17 protein-coding genes, 1 riboswitch and 1 other annotated feature are annotated in these 18,895 nt (G+C 38.1%); of the genes, 11 read left to right on the top strand and 6 right to left on the bottom strand.

Features of this window, described 5'->3' with window-relative positions; translation table 11 throughout:
- Positions 1 to 17: 17 nt before the first annotated feature.
- Complete coding sequence (locus HCB38_RS07275) at positions 18 to 956, bottom strand: 1,4-dihydroxy-2-naphthoate polyprenyltransferase (RefSeq protein WP_185318974.1); 939 nt, start codon at positions 954 to 956, stop codon at positions 18 to 20.
- Between the two features lie 174 nt (positions 957 to 1,130).
- On the opposite strand from HCB38_RS07275, the gene HCB38_RS07270 reads away from it, so the two are divergent.
- From HCB38_RS07270 to HCB38_RS07250, 5 genes are read left to right on the top strand one after another with little or no spacing between them, the layout of a single operon-like run.
- On the top strand, positions 1,131 to 2,519 hold the full coding sequence (locus tag HCB38_RS07270) for an isochorismate synthase (RefSeq protein ID WP_185637971.1): 1,389 nt from the start codon (positions 1,131 to 1,133) through the stop codon (positions 2,517 to 2,519).
- Positions 2,516 to 4,258, top strand: a complete 1,743-nt coding sequence (gene menD / locus HCB38_RS07265; RefSeq protein ID WP_185318972.1) for a 2-succinyl-5-enolpyruvyl-6-hydroxy-3-cyclohexene-1-carboxylic-acid synthase — start codon at positions 2,516 to 2,518, stop codon at positions 4,256 to 4,258. Before HCB38_RS07270 ends, menD begins: the two co-directional genes overlap by 4 nt.
- Position 4,259: 1 nt before the next feature.
- A complete protein-coding gene (menH, locus tag HCB38_RS07260) occupies positions 4,260 to 5,087 on the top strand; it encodes a 2-succinyl-6-hydroxy-2,4-cyclohexadiene-1-carboxylate synthase (protein ID WP_185318971.1) in 828 nt (275 codons plus the stop codon).
- Positions 5,084 to 5,902, top strand: a complete 819-nt coding sequence (menB, locus tag HCB38_RS07255; RefSeq protein WP_185318970.1) for a 1,4-dihydroxy-2-naphthoyl-CoA synthase — start codon at positions 5,084 to 5,086, stop codon at positions 5,900 to 5,902. Before menH ends, menB begins: the two co-directional genes overlap by 4 nt.
- Before the next feature lie 15 nt (positions 5,903 to 5,917).
- Positions 5,918 to 7,327, top strand: coding sequence for an o-succinylbenzoate--CoA ligase (locus HCB38_RS07250; protein WP_185318969.1), 1,410 nt, complete (start codon positions 5,918 to 5,920; stop codon positions 7,325 to 7,327).
- 17 nt (positions 7,328 to 7,344) lie between these two features.
- On the opposite strand, the gene HCB38_RS07245 is transcribed toward HCB38_RS07250, so the two are convergent.
- Positions 7,345 to 8,298, bottom strand: a complete 954-nt coding sequence (locus tag HCB38_RS07245) for a metal ABC transporter substrate-binding protein (protein ID WP_185318968.1) — start codon at positions 8,296 to 8,298, stop codon at positions 7,345 to 7,347.
- 148 nt (positions 8,299 to 8,446) lie between these two features.
- Complete coding sequence (yidD, locus tag HCB38_RS07240) at positions 8,447 to 8,710, bottom strand: membrane protein insertion efficiency factor YidD (protein ID WP_185318967.1); 264 nt, start codon at positions 8,708 to 8,710, stop codon at positions 8,447 to 8,449.
- Positions 8,711 to 8,784: 74 nt separating this feature from the next.
- On the opposite strand from yidD, the gene ytkD reads away from it, so the two are divergent.
- Genes ytkD through HCB38_RS07225 form a run of 3 tightly spaced genes read left to right on the top strand, consistent with a single transcriptional unit; the run spans position 8,785 to position 10,482 of the window.
- Positions 8,785 to 9,258, top strand: a complete 474-nt coding sequence (gene ytkD / locus HCB38_RS07235) for an RNA deprotection pyrophosphohydrolase (RefSeq protein WP_185318966.1) — start codon at positions 8,785 to 8,787, stop codon at positions 9,256 to 9,258.
- A 50-nt stretch (positions 9,259 to 9,308) separates the two neighbouring features.
- Complete coding sequence (locus tag HCB38_RS07230) at positions 9,309 to 9,551, top strand: DUF2584 domain-containing protein (RefSeq protein WP_185318965.1); 243 nt, start codon at positions 9,309 to 9,311, stop codon at positions 9,549 to 9,551.
- A gap of 16 nt (positions 9,552 to 9,567) precedes the next feature.
- The gene (locus HCB38_RS07225; protein ID WP_185318964.1) at positions 9,568 to 10,482 is read left to right on the top strand and encodes an L-lactate dehydrogenase; all 915 of its coding nucleotides are present in this window, start codon (positions 9,568 to 9,570) and stop codon (positions 10,480 to 10,482) included.
- Positions 10,483 to 10,541: 59 nt separating this feature from the next.
- On the opposite strand, the gene HCB38_RS07220 is transcribed toward HCB38_RS07225, so the two are convergent.
- The gene (locus HCB38_RS07220) at positions 10,542 to 10,844 is read right to left on the bottom strand and encodes a hypothetical protein (RefSeq protein ID WP_185318963.1); all 303 of its coding nucleotides are present in this window, start codon (positions 10,842 to 10,844) and stop codon (positions 10,542 to 10,544) included.
- Positions 10,845 to 11,027: 183 nt separating this feature from the next.
- Positions 11,028 to 11,136, top strand: a riboswitch (SAM riboswitch).
- Between the two features lie 105 nt (positions 11,137 to 11,241).
- On the opposite strand from HCB38_RS07220, the gene metK reads away from it, so the two are divergent.
- Positions 11,242 to 12,441, top strand: coding sequence for a methionine adenosyltransferase (gene metK / locus HCB38_RS07215; RefSeq protein ID WP_185318962.1), 1,200 nt, complete (start codon positions 11,242 to 11,244; stop codon positions 12,439 to 12,441).
- A gap of 135 nt (positions 12,442 to 12,576) precedes the next feature.
- Complete coding sequence (asnB, locus tag HCB38_RS07210; RefSeq protein ID WP_185607798.1) at positions 12,577 to 14,442, top strand: asparagine synthase (glutamine-hydrolyzing); 1,866 nt, start codon at positions 12,577 to 12,579, stop codon at positions 14,440 to 14,442.
- A gap of 25 nt (positions 14,443 to 14,467) precedes the next feature.
- Here the strand turns inward: asnB and mnmM are convergent, their stop codons facing one another.
- Together mnmM and mnmL are read right to left on the bottom strand one after the other, a co-directional pair.
- Complete coding sequence (gene mnmM / locus HCB38_RS07205; protein ID WP_185318960.1) at positions 14,468 to 15,043, bottom strand: tRNA 5-(aminomethyl)-2-thiouridylate-methyltransferase MnmM; 576 nt, start codon at positions 15,041 to 15,043, stop codon at positions 14,468 to 14,470.
- Entirely contained in the window at positions 15,040 to 16,005 is a 966-nt protein-coding gene (mnmL, locus tag HCB38_RS07200) for a tRNA modification radical SAM protein MnmL/YtqA (protein WP_185607797.1), read from the bottom strand. Before mnmL ends, mnmM begins: the two co-directional genes overlap by 4 nt.
- A 128-nt stretch (positions 16,006 to 16,133) precedes the next feature.
- Positions 16,134 to 16,335 (top strand) — a binding site (T-box leader).
- A 73-nt stretch (positions 16,336 to 16,408) separates the two neighbouring features.
- Between mnmL and leuS the strand changes: the two genes are divergently transcribed.
- On the top strand, positions 16,409 to 18,820 hold the full coding sequence (gene leuS, locus HCB38_RS07195) for a leucine--tRNA ligase (protein ID WP_185607796.1): 2,412 nt from the start codon (positions 16,409 to 16,411) through the stop codon (positions 18,818 to 18,820).
- Positions 18,821 to 18,895 lie beyond the last annotated feature (75 nt).

The following is an 18,895-nucleotide window of genomic DNA, read 5'->3' as shown; positions in this document are numbered from 1 at the left end:
GAAGACAACCAGTTTTTTTACATGAATAGGTTTCTAGATAATAGGCTTAAAAGATAAGCAATCGCTAGTGTGATTCCAAAGATAGTTAATGCTTTAGAAGTGGATTTCATGGCTGGAACCATCGTAATCGGCGAAGTTTTACCGATGAAACGACGAACAGCTCGAATAGCTTCTGGCAAACTAAGTAAAATTAGAAGTGTCCACCACGGAGCATTTTGTGTGAAAATAAGGGCGATTTCAAATACATAACTGAACAGAAAAGCAGCTGCGAAAAGAACGGTTGCCCATTTACGACCTAATAAGATAGCTAAGGTTAAACGACCATTTTTTTTATCAGGCACTAAATCACGAATACTATTAGCAAGTAGCAAGTTACCAACGAGTACCATCACAGGAATCGATACATATACGATAAACGAACTAATAAATTCTGCTTGAATATAGAAGGAAATGAAAGTAATAATTCCTCCCATAAAGAATCCTGCCATAATTTCTCCAAACGGCGTATAAGCAATAGGATAAGGTCCTCCTGTATAAAGAAAACCAACAAGCATACAAATGGCGCCAAGTAGACCCACATACCAATTAAGTTCCATGGATAAATAAACCCCACCGAGAATGGATAATATGTATAAGAAAATGGCCAGGAATAAAATAAACCCGGGGCGCATACCATTACGAACGATGGCGCCACCATTTCCAACCGAGTGCTCATCATCTTGCCCTTTTTTGTAATCAAAATATTCATTGAATAAATTGGCGGATGTTTGTATAAAGAAACAAGCAATTAGCATAACGATAAAACGTGTAAAATGAAAACTGGTGTAGCTCATTGCGACCGAGGTTCCAAGAAATACAGGAACAAAAGAGGCTACAAGTGTATGGGGGCGAAGTAATGTCCACCATTTTTGAAATCCAGTTTGTTTTGTAAGTGCAGATTTTGAGGCATTAGCCATGTTTTTCTCTCCTTTTTCACTTCCATATGTTTCAGATGTCTACCCTTCATTTTAGGGAAATATTGCAAGAACGTCAATAATTAATGACGAAATGATAGAAAAAACGCAAACCAAGCAGTTTGGCTCTATTTTTGGTATAATAGAAGATGTGAATGTAAAAGGAGAGATAAGCATATGAATACTAAATTGCCTCTTGATTTATTTAATCAAGCGAAACGTAGCGCAAGCCAAGATCAACCGGCTCTATTTAGCTGGGTAACTGAGTTAGATGAATTAGTGTCTCCAGTCAAATTGTTTAAAAAAGCTGGTACGGCTTTTAAAGGTGAACGTTTTTTCTGGCAAAATCCAGAAATGACACTAACGATGACCGGCTTTGGCGTAACGAAACAATTTTTGGCGGAGAAGAAAAAAGATGCTTTTCTTGGACTGCAAGAGAAAATTGAAAAAAGGCTGCGCACTTGTGTAACAAATGCAACATTGGATGCAACTGGGCCAATTTACTTTGGTGGTTTTGCTTTTGATCCTGAACGGGACACAGAGAAAGAATGGCAAAGTTTTAAAGACGGCTTGTTTTATTTACCATTATTTATGTTAACGAATAAAAATGGTAAAAGTTATTTAACTGTTAACCTGTCTATCTATTCAGATGATACGGAAAGCAAATTAGAAGCTGTGTTTAATCAATGGCAAAAAATCATTCATCAAGAGGTTAATGAAGCTGAAATGGCATTACTTACAGATTTTAAGGAGATTGGCAAAGAACATTTCCTAGAAACTGCGAGTGAAATTATCGATATGATTAATCATTCAGAAGACGTAAAAAAAGTTGTTTTAGCTAGACGAATGGGCTTGCGTTTCCAGCGCCAAGTAGATAGTGCAATTATTTTAGAAAATATGCTAGCAACACAAGAAAATAGTTATTTCTTTCTTATTGAAAAGGGAACAGGAGTATTTTTCGGGGCGACTCCTGAAAGATTACTTGCGGTTAATGGGGATGAAATTCATTCGTCCTGTGTGGCTGGTTCTACGGAACGAGGCATGACCGAAGAAGCAGACGAAGCACTAGGAAATGCATTATTAAAAGATGCAAAAAATTTACGAGAGCATTCCTATGTAGTGCAAATGATGGAAGAAACTTTAAAACCATTTACAACTGGACTTTCGTTATCTAGTCAACCCGTACTTTTGAAAAATCGCGATATTCAACACTTATATATGAATATTACTGCGAAGAAAAAGCCGGATGTTTCGATGCTTGAAATGGTGAAAGCTCTTCATCCAACACCAGCTCTTGGTGGATTACCACAAAAAATGGGACTCGCGATTATTCGAATGAAGGAAGAAATGGATCGTGGCTTTTACGGGGCCCCGATTGGTTGGGTTGATTTAAAAGGCTCTGGTGAATTTGCGGTTGCAATTCGTTCAGGCTTAATTGTGGATTCGCAAGGTTTAATTTATGCTGGTTGTGGGATTGTTGGTGATTCTGTTCCAAAAGAAGAATTAAAAGAAACGGAAGTAAAATTTCAACCAATGTTACGCGTATTAGGAGGCATAAAGAAATGACAAATCATGAACAAGTGCTGACAGATTATTTAGCTGCATTTATTGAGGAGCTTGTGCAAGCTGGTGTGAAAGAAGCAATTATTAGCCCGGGTTCACGTTCCACTCCGCTTGCACTGATGATGGCAGAACATCCGATTTTGAAAATTTATGTGGATGTTGACGAACGCTCGGCTGGCTTTTTTGCCTTAGGTCTAGCGAAAGCATCGAAACGTCCAGTTGTTCTACTTTGTACTTCTGGAACTGCAGCGGCGAACTATTTTCCAGCAGTTGCCGAGGCCAATTTATCACAAATTCCATTAATTGTTTTAACTGCTGATCGTCCGCATGAGCTTCGAAATGTTGGAGCGCCACAAGCGATAGATCAGCTGCATTTATACGGCTCGCATGTTAAAGATTTTACGGATATGGCGCTTCCTGAAAACAGCGATGAAATGCTTCGTTATGCAAAATGGCACGGTAGTCGCGCAGTTGATATTGCAATGAAAACGCCACGTGGCCCTGTGCATCTTAATTTTCCATTACGCGAACCACTTGTGCCGATTTTAGAACCCTCGCCATTCACTGCTACTGGGAAAAAACATCATCATGTACATATTTATTATACGCATGAAGTGTTGGATGATAGCTCGATTCAAAAAATGGTGACAGAATGCACTGGAAAAAAAGGCATATTCGTCGTTGGGCCAATTGACAAGAAAGAATTAGAGCAGTCTATGGTTGATTTAGCGAAAAAACTTGGTTGGCCAATTCTAGCTGACCCACTTTCTGGACTCCGTTCATATGGGGCACTTGATGAAGTTGTCATTGACCAATATGATGCATTCTTAAAAGAAGCAGGTATTTCGGACAAATTAACACCAGAAGTAGTGATTCGATTTGGAAGTATGCCAGTATCTAAACCACTTAAAAATTGGTTAGAACAACTTATTGATAGCCGGTTTTATGTAGTAGACCCTGGTGCAGCTTGGAAAGATCCAATTAAAGCAGTAACTGATATGATTCACTGTGACGAGCGATTTTTACTGGATGTTATGCAACAAAATATGCCCGACGATTCTAAAGACAGTGCATGGCTAAATAGATGGACTACTTACAATCAAAAAGCGCGTGAAGTCGTTTTGGAAGAAATGGCGAATACACCTAACTTAGAAGAGGGTAAAATTGTTGCAGAATTACGTCGCTTACTACCGGATAAAGCAGGATTATTTATTGGTAATAGTATGCCAATCCGCGATGTAGATACCTATTTTTCACAAATTGATAAGAAAATAAAAATGCTCGCAAACCGCGGGGCTAATGGTATTGATGGTGTTGTTTCTTCAGCGCTAGGTGCCAGTGTTGTGTTCCAACCAATGTTTTTATTGATTGGTGATTTATCGTTTTATCATGATATGAATGGTTTACTTATGGCAAAAAAATATAAGATGAATCTTACTATTATTATCGTCAATAATGACGGTGGCGGGATATTTTCATTTTTACCTCAAGCAAACGAACCGAAGTATTTTGAGTCACTGTTCGGTACTTCAACTGAGCTTGATTTCCGTTTTGCTGCGGCATTTTATGATGCTGATTATCATGAAGCAAAATCTGTGGACTCGTTAGAAGAAGCTATCGATAAAGCAAGCTACCATAAAGGGTTAGATATTATTGAAGTAAAAACGAATCGTCATGAAAATAAAGCGAATCACCAAGCACTTTGGGAAAAAATTGCGACTGCTTTAAAGGCGTTAGATTAATATGCTAGTAAACGGTCAACATTATCATTTATTAAATGATATAAGCGATGAAAAACCAGTTTTATTAATGCTACATGGTTTTACTGGTTCTAGCGAGACTTTTCAAGATAGTATATCGCTTTTAAAAGAGCGTTTTAGTATAATCGCACCTGATTTACTTGGGCACGGAAAAACTTCTTGTCCCGAAGAAGTATCGCGTTATTCTATTGAAAATATTTGTGATGATTTGGCCAGTATTTTACGCCAATTAAAAATCGATAGCTGTTTTGTGCTAGGGTACTCAATGGGTGGGCGAGTAGCGACTGCTTTTGCTGCAAAATGCAAGGAGCTTGTGCGCGGGCTTATTCTAGTTAGTAGTTCACCAGGACTGCGAGACGAAAAAGCACGCGCAAGCCGGATTAGTGCAGATAACCGTTTAGCTGACACGCTTGACGCGGATGGTATGGAACCTTTTGTAGCTTACTGGGAAAATTTAGCCCTTTTTGCATCACAAAACGACTTACCATTTGCGTTAAAAAAGCGGATAAGATTAGAGCGATTAGCTCAAAACCCACATGGTTTAGCAAGGAGTTTACGGGGAATGGGCACTGGGAAGCAACCTTCTTATTGGGAAAATTTAGTGGACTTTACGTTTCCAGTGCTACTGATCACGGGCAATTTAGATGAGAAATTCGAAAAAATCGCCCGAGAAATGAAGCAACTTTTACCAAATAGCACTCATGTCACGATACAAGATTCGGGACATGCTGTCTATTTAGAACAACCGAACGTTTTTTCAAGTCAGCTTATTTACTGGCTGGAAGTTATTTTAAAGGAGGAAGAAAAATGAGTTTTAATTGGCAAACAGAAAAAGTATATGAGGAAATTAAATATGAAAGTTACGAAGGTATAGCAAAAATCACGATTAACCGCCCAGAAGTACATAATGCATTTACACCAAAAACGGTAACAGAAATGATTGATGCATTTAACTTAGCACGTGATAATTCGGATCTTGGCGTGATTATTTTAACAGGGGAAGGCGAAAAAGCATTCTGTTCTGGCGGAGACCAAAAAGTTCGCGGTCACGGTGGTTACGTTGGTGATGACCAAATCCCCCGTTTAAACGTACTTGATTTACAACGTTTAATTCGTGTTATTCCAAAACCAGTTATCGCGATGGTTGCAGGCTGGTCCATTGGTGGAGGAAATGTTCTTCAATTAGTTTGTGACTTAACAATTGCAGCAGACAATGCGAAATTTGGACAAACTGGGCCGAATGTTGGTAGCTTTGATGCTGGTTATGGTTCTGGCTATTTAGCACGTGTTATTGGACATAAGAAAGCAAAAGAAGTTTGGTTCATGTGCCGTCAATATACAGCGGAAGAAGCACTGGAAATGGGCTGGATTAATACTGTTGTTCCAGTAGCAGATTTAGAAAAAGAAACTGTAGCTTGGGCGAAAGAAATGCTACAAAAAAGTCCAACTGCGCTTCGTTTCATCAAAGCTGCCTTCAATGCAGATACAGACGGTTTAGCGGGTATTCAGCAATTAGCTGGTGACGCAACACTTCTATACTATACAACAGATGAAGCCAAAGAAGGTCGCGATGCCTTTAAAGAAAAACGCGATCCAGACTTTGACCAATTTCCAAAATTCCCTTGATTTGAAGGTGTAAAAATGGACATGACAAACTGGCTTCAAAAACGAGTGCGGCTTTCTCCAGGAGAAACCGCGCTCGTTTTTGAAGGAAAACAAGAAACATTTGAGGAAATATATGAAGCAGTAGAGAAGCTTGCAGGTAAGTTATTCGCGCTTGGTATTAGAAAAGATACGATGGTTGCTTTACTTGGAAAAAACGATCGGATGACTTTTTTACTTATTCATGCTTTGCAACAACTTGGAGCGGTTACTTTATTCCTTAACAATCGTTTAACGAAAAAAGAGATTACTTTTCAATTAGCAAATGCTGAGATAGAACAAGTGATTGTAGCAGACATATTTATGGAAAAAGTAACTTTGGGCGTTAGTTACAGAGCATTACAGCAAATGAATTATGTAAAGCCAGAGCTAGTTAGTACACAGGATTTATCGTGTATAGCATCGGTTATGTATACTTCAGGAACAACTGGAAAACCAAAAGGTGTGATACAGACATATGAAAATCATTGGTGGAGCGCTGTTTCTTCCGTTTTGAATTTAGGTTTAACAGAGAGGGATAGTTGGCTTTGTGCGGTACCGATATTTCATATTAGTGGATTATCAATTCTGATGCGTTCGGTTATTTACGGAATTCCAGTATATTTAGAAGAGCATTTCGATGAAGAGAGAATTACGAAATTGCTTGAAAGTGGTAAAATTTCTACAATTTCTGTAGTGACTTCGATGCTAGAACGATTGTTAAAAATCCAAAGGAGAAGTTACCATCCGAATTTAAGAACTATATTGTTAGGTGGGGGCCCAGCAAGTAAAAACGTTTTGGAAATTTGTAAGCAACGAGATATTCCGTTAGTCCAGTCGTTTGGTATGACGGAAACAGCTTCACAAATTGTGACATTGCCACCAAAAGATGCCTTAAATAAAATTGGCTCCTCTGGCAAGGCATTATTTCCGGCAGAAGTAAAAATTGCTGCTGACGGTGAAATTCTGCTAAAAGGTCCTTCGATTACTCCTGGATATTTGCACAATGAAGTAGCGACGAAAAAGGCATTTATAGATGGCTGGTTTAAAACAGGTGATATTGGTTATTTGGATGACGAAGACTTTTTGTTTGTTTTAGAGCGGCGTTCTGATTTAATTATTTCTGGAGGAGAAAATATTTATCCAACGGAAATAGAACATATAATTGGCACTTATGAGGCAGTAAAAGAAGTTGCGGTTGTTGGTAAACAAGATGCTAAATGGGGAAGTGTTCCTGTTGCTTTCCTCGTTATAAATGAAGGTTTTGATGAGGCAATATTAAAAGATATTTGTCAAACTAATTTGGCTAGTTTTAAGATTCCTAAGCAAATAACGATTGTTGAACATTTACCGAAAACAGCATCAGGCAAAATTCAGCGAAATAAATTAAAAGAAAGGTGCTCAAGTTGATTAGAGCACCTTTCTTTTTAGTAATCAAGTCCTTGTTTTAAAGCTTTTAAGTTATCATTCATAATGGAAAGATAATCGCGACCTTGGTCAATATCTTTTTGTGTGAGTGTTTCTAGATTATGAAGCGTCAATGTTTTTGTATTTGTTTCTTGCATGATAACATCCGCTATTTTCGAATTGGTATTTTGTTCAAGCATGATGTAAGGGATTTTAGCTGCTTCGATTTTTTCTACGATTGATTTTAATTTCTTTTGAGAAGGTTCATCACTAGTAGAAACTCCAGCTATAGGGATTTGGTGTAAGTTATATTCTGTTTCCCAGTAGCTATAAGCAGCATGGGCTGTAACAAAATCTTCTTGTTTTGCTTCACTTGTAACAGAACGGAAATCTTGATCTAATTTTTTTAGCTTTTCTTCTAAAGCTTGATAATTTTTCTCTAACATTTCTTTTTGATCAGGCATTTCTTTAATTAATTTATCTTTAACAACTGTGGCCATTTGTTCCATATAAACAGGACTTAACCATACATGCGGATTTATATCATGATGCTCATGCTCTTCTTCGCTCTCATGGTCATGTTCTTCAGCTGCATCTGGATCTATTGGTAAATCTAGTTTTTCTGCGGTAGGAACAAAAGTGACTTTTTCATTCGCTAATGTTTTTTTAGCTTTATCAACAAATCCTTCCATACCTAGTCCAATATAGAAAAATAAATCGCTATCGGCAATTTTCATCATGTCTTTCTGTGTCGGTTCAAAACTATGGGCATCAGAACCAGGCGGGTAAATACTTTTAACATCTACGTATTTACCGCCAATTTGTTCAGTTAAATACTGCAAAGGATAAACAGTAGTATATACACTCAATTTATCACTTTTAGTAGCTTTTGTATCACTACTGTTTGAACAGCCTGTAAGTATTAAAAAAACTGATAGTAGTGCTGATAAAGCAAAAAGGTAACTCTTTTTCAATCTATTCACTCCTCTAAATCGAAATTGTTCTTGTTTAAATAATATACTAATCGTAGTAATTACGATTTATAGTCCGAATTTGATAATACCTTATTATTTAAGAAAAAGCAAGAAAAAATGAACCGGCATAAGCCGATTCATGCTATTATTAATGATGATGAGCTTTACAAGTGTGCTCAGAATCATCGTTTTTATCTTTTTTAGGTGGAACGAAATCAAGTCCGCCTTTATGAAAAGGGTGGCATTTGGAAATACGTCTTATTGCAAGGTAACTTCCTTTTAAGGCGCCATGGGTTTCAATCGCTTCTATTCCATAAGCAGAACAAGTTGGATAAAAACGACAAGTAGCTGGAGTAAAGCGTGATATATATTTTTGATAGAGTCGGATGCCTCCGATAAGTATTTTTTTCATTATAATTCATCCTCTTAAAATTCATCTTAATAACAGCTTACCATATTTTTGAAAAAAGAAAAGGAAGTGAGTTTTTGTTTATTTATACAGATACATTAGGCAATAAAGTAACCATTTATTTCGAAAAGCAGCAAAAAAATCCAGACGATGTGCTTATTATTCCTAAAATAGACGGTAGTTGGCTATTTACGGAACACAAAATTCGCGGTTTGGAATTCCCTGGTGGTAAGGGGGAGCCTGGCGAAACTAGTATTGAAGCAGCGCGCCGAGAATTAATGGAAGAAACAGGTGCAGTTAGTGATACTTTCGATTTTGTTGCAGATTATTTAGTTGAATCTAAAGAACGAATTTTTACTAAACGCGTTTATATAGCAAAGGTTGTGTCAATAATGGAACAACCAAATTATTTAGAAACAAATGGGCCAGTCGTTTTGAAAGGAACACTTAGCAAGTTTATTTTACAACCAGCATTTAGTTTTTTTATGCGTGATGCTGGAATGGTACAAATTGTTAAGCAAGCGGAGCAGATCTTAGACGATAAAAACTAGTCAAATTAGGGTAAACTCTGCTATGATAAAAGAAACTGGAGGTGAGAAAATTGGGTATGCCACTTGAGGTAAACACAATGATCGTAACAAAGGGAAATGAAAAAAGAATTTCTGATAATTTTTTTGAACTGGAAAAACTAGGTTATCGCATTTATCCCATTGATGTTCCTATTGCTGTTCGTAAAACAAAAGAAGGCGAAACACTTGGAGAAGCAATTCCGCGTAAACTTGTATGGGAAAATAATAAAACCATCATTAAATATGAATTAATCGCTTTAAATTCAAGTAACTAAGTTTGGAGGGGATTTTTTGAAACGTAAAGTTGGTATAATTGGTGCTGGTCATGTTGGAAGCGACGTGGCTTTTTCTCTTGTTACACAAGGGATTTGTGATGAAATCGTTATAATAGATAAAATAGAAGCAAAAGCAGAGAGTGAAGCGCTTGAGTTACGCGATATGGCATCCATGACTCATTCCTATACAACCATTACAGCGAATAACTGGGAAGCTCTTTCAGATGCAGACATTATTGTGATGGCTGTCGGGCCCGAAACTTTACTACGAGAAGATCGTATGGAAGAACTCGTTGAAACAAGTCGGTCGGTAACAGAGATTGTGCCGAAAATTTTAGCGACAGGTTTTAAAGGAATTTTTGTAAATATTACTAATCCGTGTGATGTTATTACTATGCTTATTCAGAAAATATCTGGTTTTGATCGGTCTCGTGTATTTGGAACAGGGACATCGCTTGATACTGCTAGAATGAGAAGAGTGGTTGGAGAAGCTTTACATATTAATCCAAAAAGTATCGAAGGTTACGTTCTTGGCGAGCACGGTGAATCACAATTCGTTGCTTGGTCGACTGTGAAAATTGGTGGCGTCAATATCACTGATTATAAAACGAAAAGGCCGCTTGATTTACCTGCTTTAAAAGATGCAGTACGCGGTGGTGGCTGGAATATTTTAACTGGTAAAGGTTGGACGAGTTTTGGAATTGCTACTGCCACAGCGGGAATTGTTGATGCTCTCCTAACAAATGCTAAACAAGTATTTCCATTAGCTGTTTTTTCAGAACAAACACATACATATATCGGACAACCAGCGCTTATTGGTGCAGAAGGAGTTCTTGATATTATCGAACCCCCATTGACTAAAGAAGAACAGATTAATTTTGAAAATTCGGCAGCGGTTATTCGTAAAGCTTTCGACTTGGTTCAAATTTAAAAATAAACCTAAAAAACTAGCTACATGAAAGATGAGCATTTTTTCATATAGCTAGTTTTTTAAGCTGTTTTGACTTTTTTCTTTTGTTTAGGTTTTTTTGATTTTCTGGAAATAAACCGAATTAGGCTGATGATAAGCGATACGATATATTCACCAAATGAACCAATAAAAATAGCAATAGCAATTTCTGTTTGTGACATTCCGCCACCATAAAAACTGATGAAAAATACCACACCACTTGCAATTAATCCCATAGTTGCTAAAAAATATTTAAACCAATACCAACGAAAAACAAAATCAAATAAACATACAACGGCTAAAAACCCTAGAAAAATAATCAAGGATAACGTAATTAAACTCATAGATACAATCTCCTTTAGTTAAGTAAAACATCTTTTTTATCCATCTATCATACCACAGGATAGAAATAATGATAAGCAAAAAATAAAGGAATGCCTTTTTTAGAAATGCAAATGAAGACAAAACCGAATTTTTATTGCATATAGCCCCATTTTATGGTATTCTATCTTAGAATTAAAATTTATCTCTTATCCAGAGCGGTAGAGGGACTGACCCTTTGAAGCCCAGCAACCTACACATATAAGTGAAAGGTGCTAATCTGTTGCAGGAGTAATATCTCCTGAACGATGAGAGCAAAGGTATAATTATAGCCTTTCTCTATTCGTGCGCGTTTCGTGCAAAATAGAGAAAGGCTTTTTATATGAGACGTATTTGGAGAGAACTAGAGGAGGAAAAAAATTGGCTAAGAACCGTCATCTATTTACATCGGAATCGGTTTCTGATGGACATCCAGATAAAATTGCAGATCAAATATCTGATGCAATTTTAGATGCAATTATTTCAAAAGATCCGGACGCACGTGTAGCTTGTGAAACCACCGTGACAACTGGTTTAGTATTAGTAGCAGGAGAGATTACTACTTCTGTTTATGTAGATATTCCTAAAATCGTTCGTGATACTATTAAAGAAATCGGCTATACTCGAGCAAAATATGGTTTTGATGCAGAGACATGTGCTGTTTTAACGGCTATTGACGAACAATCACCAGATATTGCGCAAGGTGTGGACGAGGCACTAGAATCAAGAAGTGGCAGCGAAATTGATGCTGCTATTGAAGCAATTGGAGCAGGAGACCAAGGTTTGATGTTTGGTTTTGCTACAGATGAAACAGAAGAGTTAATGCCATTACCAATCTTTTTGGCACATGGCTTGGCACGTAAGTTAACAGAATTACGTAAAACGAATAAATTAGATTATTTACGACCAGATGCGAAAACACAAGTAACCGTAGAATACGATGAATTTAATCAACCTGTCCGCATTGATACAATTGTTGTTTCCACGCAACATCATCCGGACATTACACAAGAACAAATCGCGAAAGACTTACACACGCATCTATTCCCAGAAGTAATTGATGCCTCTTTCTTAGATGAAAATACAAAATACTTTATTAATCCAACCGGGCGCTTTGTTATTGGTGGACCACTTGGCGATGCTGGCTTAACTGGCCGTAAAATCATCGTGGATACATATGGTGGTTATGCACGTCACGGCGGGGGAGCGTTCTCTGGTAAAGATCCTACCAAAGTAGACCGATCTGGTGCTTATGCTGCAAGATATGTAGCTAAAAATATCGTTGCTGCTGGACTTGCTAAAAAAGTAGAAGTACAAGTTGCTTATGCTATCGGAGTTGCGCGTCCAGTTTCGATTTCGATTGACACATATGGGACCAGTAACTATTCGGAACAAGAATTAATTGATGGCGTTAATGAGCTATTTGACTTACGACCAGCCGGGATAATCCATATGCTAGACCTGCGTCGCCCAATTTATCGTCAAACAGCTGCATTTGGTCATTTTGGCCGTAGCGATCTTGATTTACCTTGGGAAAGAACGGATAAAGCAGAGGCATTGAAAAAATTAATCGTAAAATAAGCTTAACCGAACATTTCTTGTTAGGAATGTTCGGTTTTTTCTTTCCTAAACAGTGCAAAGAAAGTCTAGTTATGATATGATAGACGTTGTGAAAAAAAGATAAAATGATTATCTATATAGAGGAGAAATGTTACCATGTGTGGATTTGTAGGATGCGTACATGACCGCATTGCAGAAATTACTGGCGCTGATAAAGAAACCTTTAGACAAATGAACAGTATGATTACGCACCGTGGGCCAGATGATGAAGGATACTTCACAGATGATCACGTGCAGTTTGGTTTCCGCCGTTTAAGTATTATTGATGTAGAAAACGGTCATCAACCGTTAACGTATGAAAATGAACGTTACTGGATTATTTTTAATGGAGAAGTTTATAACTATGTGGAACTCCGCGAGCAATTAGTTGCTGAAGGAATGACATTTGAAACTGAAAGTGATACCGAAGTAATTATCGCTACATATGCGAAATACAAAGAAAAAACAGCAGAACGTCTTCGTGGGATGTTTGGTTTCGTTATTTGGGATAAACAAGAAGAACTTGTTTATGGCGCACGCGATCCATTCGGAATTAAACCATTTTTCTATGCAGAAGAAGATGGCAAGCTATTTATGGGTTCTGAAAAGAAATCCATTTTACATGCTTTAAAAGAAAAAGAATTGGATGAAGTTTCATTACAAAACTATATGACTTACCAATTCGTTCCAGAACCAGATTCCTTAACTAAAAATGTCAAACGTTTAGAACCAGGACATCAGTTCACGAAGAAAATTGGTCAACCAATGGAAATTACTACTTATTGGAAAGCATCTTTTGCACCAGTAACTAAATCAGAAGACGCTTGGATTAAAGAAGTCCGTGACGTGATGTATGATTCTGTAAAAATGCATATGCGTTCTGATGTTCCAGTCGGATCTTTTCTATCTGGCGGTATTGATTCATCGATTATTGCTGCGATTGCCAAAGAATATCATCCTGCAATCAAAACATTCTCTGTAGGCTTTGAGCGCGATGGTTTCAGTGAAATCGATGTCGCAAAAGAAACAGCAGATAAGCTTGGAGTAGAAAATATTAGTTATGTTATTTCACCAGAAGAATATATGAAAGAATTACCAAAAATTGTTTGGCATATGGATGACCCACTTGCTGATCCAGCTGCTATTCCGCTTTATTTCTTATCAAGAGAAGCGCGTAAACAAGTAACCGTAGCATTATCAGGTGAGGGCGCAGATGAACTATTTGGCGGTTATAACATCTACAACGAACCAAATTCTCTTGCGATGTTTAACAAAATGCCAAGCGTATTTAAATCAATGCTAAATAGTGTGGCGCACATTATGCCAGAAGGTATGCGTGGTAAAAGTTTCTTAGAACGTGGAACCACTCCGATGGAAGAACGCTATATCGGAAACGCGAAAATGTTCACGGAAAAAGAAAAACAAATTTTACTTCCAAAATATCAAGCTGGTCATGACTATACGAATATTACAGATCCATTTTATGCAGAAACAACGAATTATCATCCTGTAGAAAGAATGCAGTATATTGATATTCATACGTGGCTACGCGGAGATATTCTTCTCAAAGCTGACCGTATGACAATGGCTAATTCACTGGAAGTTCGTGTACCTTTCCTTGATAAAGAAGTGTACAATGTAGCAAGAAATATTCCAGATACAATGAAAACAACCAATAGCACAACCAAATATATCTTACGTAAAGCGGCAGCAACATTCGTGCCAGAACACGTACTTAATCGCCGTAAACTAGGATTCCCAGTACCAATTCGTCACTGGCTAAAAGACGAAATGAACGCTTGGGTTAAAAATATCATTAAAGAATCACCAACCGATCATTTAATTAACAAACAATACGTTCTAGGCTTACTAGAAGACCATTGTGCTGGGAAATTCGATTATAGTCGTAAAATCTGGACAGTAGTCATTTTTATGATTTGGTATGATGTATACGTAGCAGATAAATATGATTTTGGAAAATAAAAAGAAAACCTAGACAGGCTAATTATTAGCTTTGTCTAGGTTTTCTTTTTTCGATGACAATAACAAAAGGCGCATCATTTTTTTGATTTATAAAGTTATAAGATAAAACGTGGAAATCTTGTTGTGGAATCGCTTCACAAAAAGTCATGACAGCATCTTTTTCGATTTTTCCAGCTGGATGACCGTGATAAATCACAAGAATAATGACGCCACCAACTTCGAGCAGCTTCATTAAATGACCAAGACTTTCTAGCGTCGAATCAGCGGTTGTTGTAATTTCTTTGTCGCCACCTGGCAAGTAGCCGAGATTGAAAATAGCAGCGCGAACAGGTTTTGTTGCATATTTTGGAATGAGCGCATGGCTAGCACATACGAGCTCCATTTGCGAAGAAACACCCGCATTTTCTAAACGGGCCTTCGTCGCATCAACAGCCACTTGTTGAATGTCAAATCCAAGCACATGCCCATTAATACCAACAAGTTCCGCTAGTAAAAGCGTATCATGTCCATTGCCACATGTGGCGTCAATCACATAGTCACCAGGACGAACTACTTTCCGGAGCGTATCATGAGCGAAGGGGAGAATGCCTCTTAAATTCATTTGGAAACCACTTCCGCAGGTTGATAAAGTTTCCCTTGCCAGCTATCTCTTCGAACGAGTTCTGCATCAATCGCATTCAGTACTTCAAATTTATTTAAACTCCAAACTGGCCCGATTAAATCATCTACACCACCATCGCCTGTAATTCGGTGAATAACCATTTCTGGAGGTAGAATTTCGAGTTGGTCAGCCACTAAGTTCACATAACCATCACGGGTTAAAAATTCTAAGTCACCTTTTTTATAATCTTCAACCATAGGTGTTCCTTTTAATAAATGGAGCAAATGGATTTTAATACCATCAACGCCACTTTCAACTACCTTTTGTGCGGTTTCCATCATCATTTCCGGTGTTTCTTTCGGAAGTCCGTTAATGATGTGGGTACAAATGCGGATATTATGTTTTTGTAGTTTGCGCACACCTTCTACATAACAATCATAATCATGCGCGCGATTAATTAAGCGTCCGGTTTCATCATGAGCAGATTGCAACCCGAGTTCCAACCACAAATAAGTCCGTTCATTTAATTCGGCCAAGTATTCCACGACATCATCTGGCAAACAGTCAGGTCTTGTCGCAATCGAAAGTCCAACCACGCCAGGTTCATTCAAGACCGTTTCAAATTTCTCACGCAATTCAGCAACAGGGGCATGAGTATTTGTAAAAGCCTGGAAGTAAGCAATACATTTCCCATCTTTCCATTTCGTTTGCATCTTGTCGCGCACCTGCTGGAATTGTACTTTTAAATCAAGCGCTCGGTTTCCAGCAAAATCACCAGAACCAGCCGCACTACAAAATGTACAACCACCATGCGCCACTGTGCCATCACGATTTGGACAATCAAAACCACCATCTAGCGCAACTTTGTATGTCTTTTGACCAAATTCTTCGCGTAAACAGTAGTTCCATGTATGGTATCTTTTATTATCATTACTATATACAAATGGATTCGTTTGTTTCACTAGTTTTAAACTCCTTTAAATCAAATTCTCCATTCATTTTAGCACATTTTACTACGAAAGTTAGATAAATCTTCAGACCGCTTGCTAAAAAAACTAAATTCAGCTACAATAAGACTAATGAATTTTGCGAAATAGCGATGAATTGGAGTAGTAATCTCTATATTTTGATGTAAAGAGAGCTGACGGTTGGTGCAAGTCAGTCACAAAATCCGGATGAACTTACCATGGAGCTTGGGTGTATCCCCGTTTTCCGCGTTAAGGAATTGTTAAGTTGAGTGGTCAAACACTAATGTGGGTGGTACCGCGGGAGAAGCATCTCTCGTCCCATGGCGATAAGCCGTTGGGATGTAGGGATTTTTTTGTAGCCAAAATTCGATATTTTAAGGAAAAGAGGATGAGTAAAGTGACATTTAATCATAAAAAAATGGAACCGAAATGGCAACAATATTGGAGTGAACATAACACATTTAAAACAACAGAAGATAAAGATAAAGAAAACTTCTATGCACTAGATATGTTTCCTTACCCATCTGGAGCAGGTCTTCACGTAGGACATCCAGAAGGCTATACTGCAACAGATATTTTGTCTAGAATGAAACGTATGCAAGGGAAGAACGTCCTTCATCCAATCGGTTGGGATGCATTTGGACTTCCTGCAGAGCAATATGCGATTGATACTGGTAACGATCCAGAAGAATTCACCGCACTGAATATTGCCAACTTTACTCGCCAAATTAAATCTCTTGGTTTTTCCTACGATTGGGACCGTGAAATTAATACAACAGACCCAGAATATTATAAATGGACACAATGGATTTTTGAAAAACTATATGAAAAAGGTCTAGCTTATGAAGCTGAAATCGCTGTAAACTGGTGTCCAGCACTTGGAACCGTACTAGCTAATGAAGAAGTAATCAATGGCAAAAGTGAACGCGGTGGCTTCCCTGTTTTCCGTAAACCAATGCGCCAATGGATGCTTAAAATTACCGCATACGCAGATCGTTTGCTAGATGATCTTGATCTGGTGGATTGGCCTGAAAATATTAAAGATATGCAACGTAACTGGATTGGTCGTTCTGAAGGTGCAGAAGTTACTTTTAAAATTAAAGATAGCGATGAAACGTTTAATGTCTTTACAACACGGCCGGATACCCTTTTTGGCGCAACATATACCGTTTTTGCACCAGAACACGAACTTATCGAAAAGATCACAACACCTGAGCAAAAAGAAGCAGTGGAAGTTTATAAAAAACAAGTAGAACTAAAAAGCGAACTAGAAAGAACTGACCTTGCAAAAGATAAAACAGGTGTCTTCACAGGAGCTTACGCGATTAATCCAATCAACGGCGAAGAAGTGCCGATTTGGATTGCTGACTATGTTTTGATTCAATACGGAACAGGGGCAATTATGGCCGTACCAGCCCATGACGAACGTGATTTTGAATTTGCACAACAATTTGGTTTGAATATCCGTCCAGTACTTGAAGGCGGCGACGTGACAAAAGCAGCATTCACTGGCGACGGACCACATATTAACTCTGATTTCTTGAACGGCCTAGCTAAAGCAGAAGCGATTACTGCTGCAATTGATTGGCTAGAAAAAGAAGGCATTGGTAGCCGTAAAATCACATATCGTTTGCGCGACTGGTTGTTCAGCAGACAGCGTTACTGGGGCGAACCAATTCCAGTTATCCACTGGGAAGACGGCGAAACAACACTTGTACCCGAAGAAGAACTGCCACTACTTTTGCCAAAAGCAACAGAAATCAAACCATCAGGAACTGGCGAATCACCACTTGCTAACTTGCATGACTGGGTAAACGTAACAGACGAAAACGGTCGAAAAGGTCGTCGCGAAACAAATACGATGCCACAATGGGCTGGATCAAGCTGGTATTTCTTGCGTTATATCGATCCAAAAAACAGCGAAGCAATTGCTGACAAAGAAAAACTAGCAGAATGGCTTCCAGTTGACGTTTATATCGGCGGGGCAGAGCATGCAGTGCTTCACCTTCTTTATGCACGTTTCTGGCATAAATTCTTGTACGATATCGGTGTAGTTCCGACAAAAGAACCTTTCCAAAAACTATTTAACCAAGGGATGATTCTTGGCGAAAATAACGAAAAAATGTCCAAATCAAGAGGCAATGTCGTTAACCCTGATGAAGTAGTAGAAAAATACGGTGCAGACACACTCCGCTTGTACGAAATGTTCATGGGACCACTAGAAGCTTCGATTGCATGGAACGAAAATGGACTAGAAGGTGCACGTAAATTCCTAGACCGCATCTGGCGCTTGCTAGTAACTGAAGAAGGCACACTCGCTGAAAAAGTTACAACTGATACGAATGTTAACATAGAAAAAGCGTATCATCATATGGTGAAAACAGTTACGAATCATTACGAAAACCTGCGCTTCAATACCGGGATTTCGCAACTAATGATTTTCATCAATGAAGCATATAAACAAGATACGATTCCAAAACAATATGTCGAAGGTTTTGTACAACTCCTGTCACCAATCGCACCACACCTTGCAGAAGAACTATGGGAAATCCTTGGACACACCGAAACAATCAGCTACGTAGCTTGGCCAACATACGATGAAACCAAGCTAGTAGAAGATGAAGTGGAAATCGTACTTCAAGTAAATGGCAAAGTAAAAAGTAAAATCACCGTTGCAAAGTCACTCGAAAAAGAAGAACTAGAAAAAATCGCACAAGAAGACGACAAAATGAAAGAAAACCTAGAAGGCAAAACAATCCGTAAAGTGATTGTTGTTCCAGGGAAACTTGTAAATATTGTTGCGAATTGATAATGGAAACTGCTGGCTTCTAGCCGGCAGTTTTATTTTTGACCAATTTTTTGGTATAATTACGGAAAATGGAAT

Source organism: Listeria farberi (assembly GCF_014229295.1).
GTDB lineage: Bacteria > Bacillota > Bacilli > Lactobacillales > Listeriaceae > Listeria > Listeria farberi.
This window is presented reverse-complemented; position numbering and strand designations above follow the sequence as displayed.

Coding starts and splice junctions, on each gene's coding strand:
- HCB38_RS07220 (WP_185318963.1), bottom strand. CDS start 10,844: ATGAGTTTAATTACGTTATCCTTGATTATTTTTCTAGGGTTTTTAGCC.
- yidD (WP_185318967.1), bottom strand. CDS start 8,710: ATGAAAAAAATACTTATCGGAGGCATCCGACTCTATCAAAAATATATA.
- HCB38_RS07270 (WP_185637971.1), top strand. CDS start 1,131: ATGAATACTAAATTGCCTCTTGATTTATTTAATCAAGCGAAACGTAGC.
- HCB38_RS07250 (WP_185318969.1), top strand. CDS start 5,918: ATGGACATGACAAACTGGCTTCAAAAACGAGTGCGGCTTTCTCCAGGA.
- menD (WP_185318972.1), top strand. CDS start 2,516: ATGACAAATCATGAACAAGTGCTGACAGATTATTTAGCTGCATTTATT.
- HCB38_RS07275 (WP_185318974.1), bottom strand. CDS start 956: ATGGCTAATGCCTCAAAATCTGCACTTACAAAACAAACTGGATTTCAA.
- asnB (WP_185607798.1), top strand. CDS start 12,577: ATGTGTGGATTTGTAGGATGCGTACATGACCGCATTGCAGAAATTACT.
- menH (WP_185318971.1), top strand. CDS start 4,260: ATGCTAGTAAACGGTCAACATTATCATTTATTAAATGATATAAGCGAT.
- menB (WP_185318970.1), top strand. CDS start 5,084: ATGAGTTTTAATTGGCAAACAGAAAAAGTATATGAGGAAATTAAATAT.
- mnmM (WP_185318960.1), bottom strand. CDS start 15,043: ATGAATTTAAGAGGCATTCTCCCCTTCGCTCATGATACGCTCCGGAAA.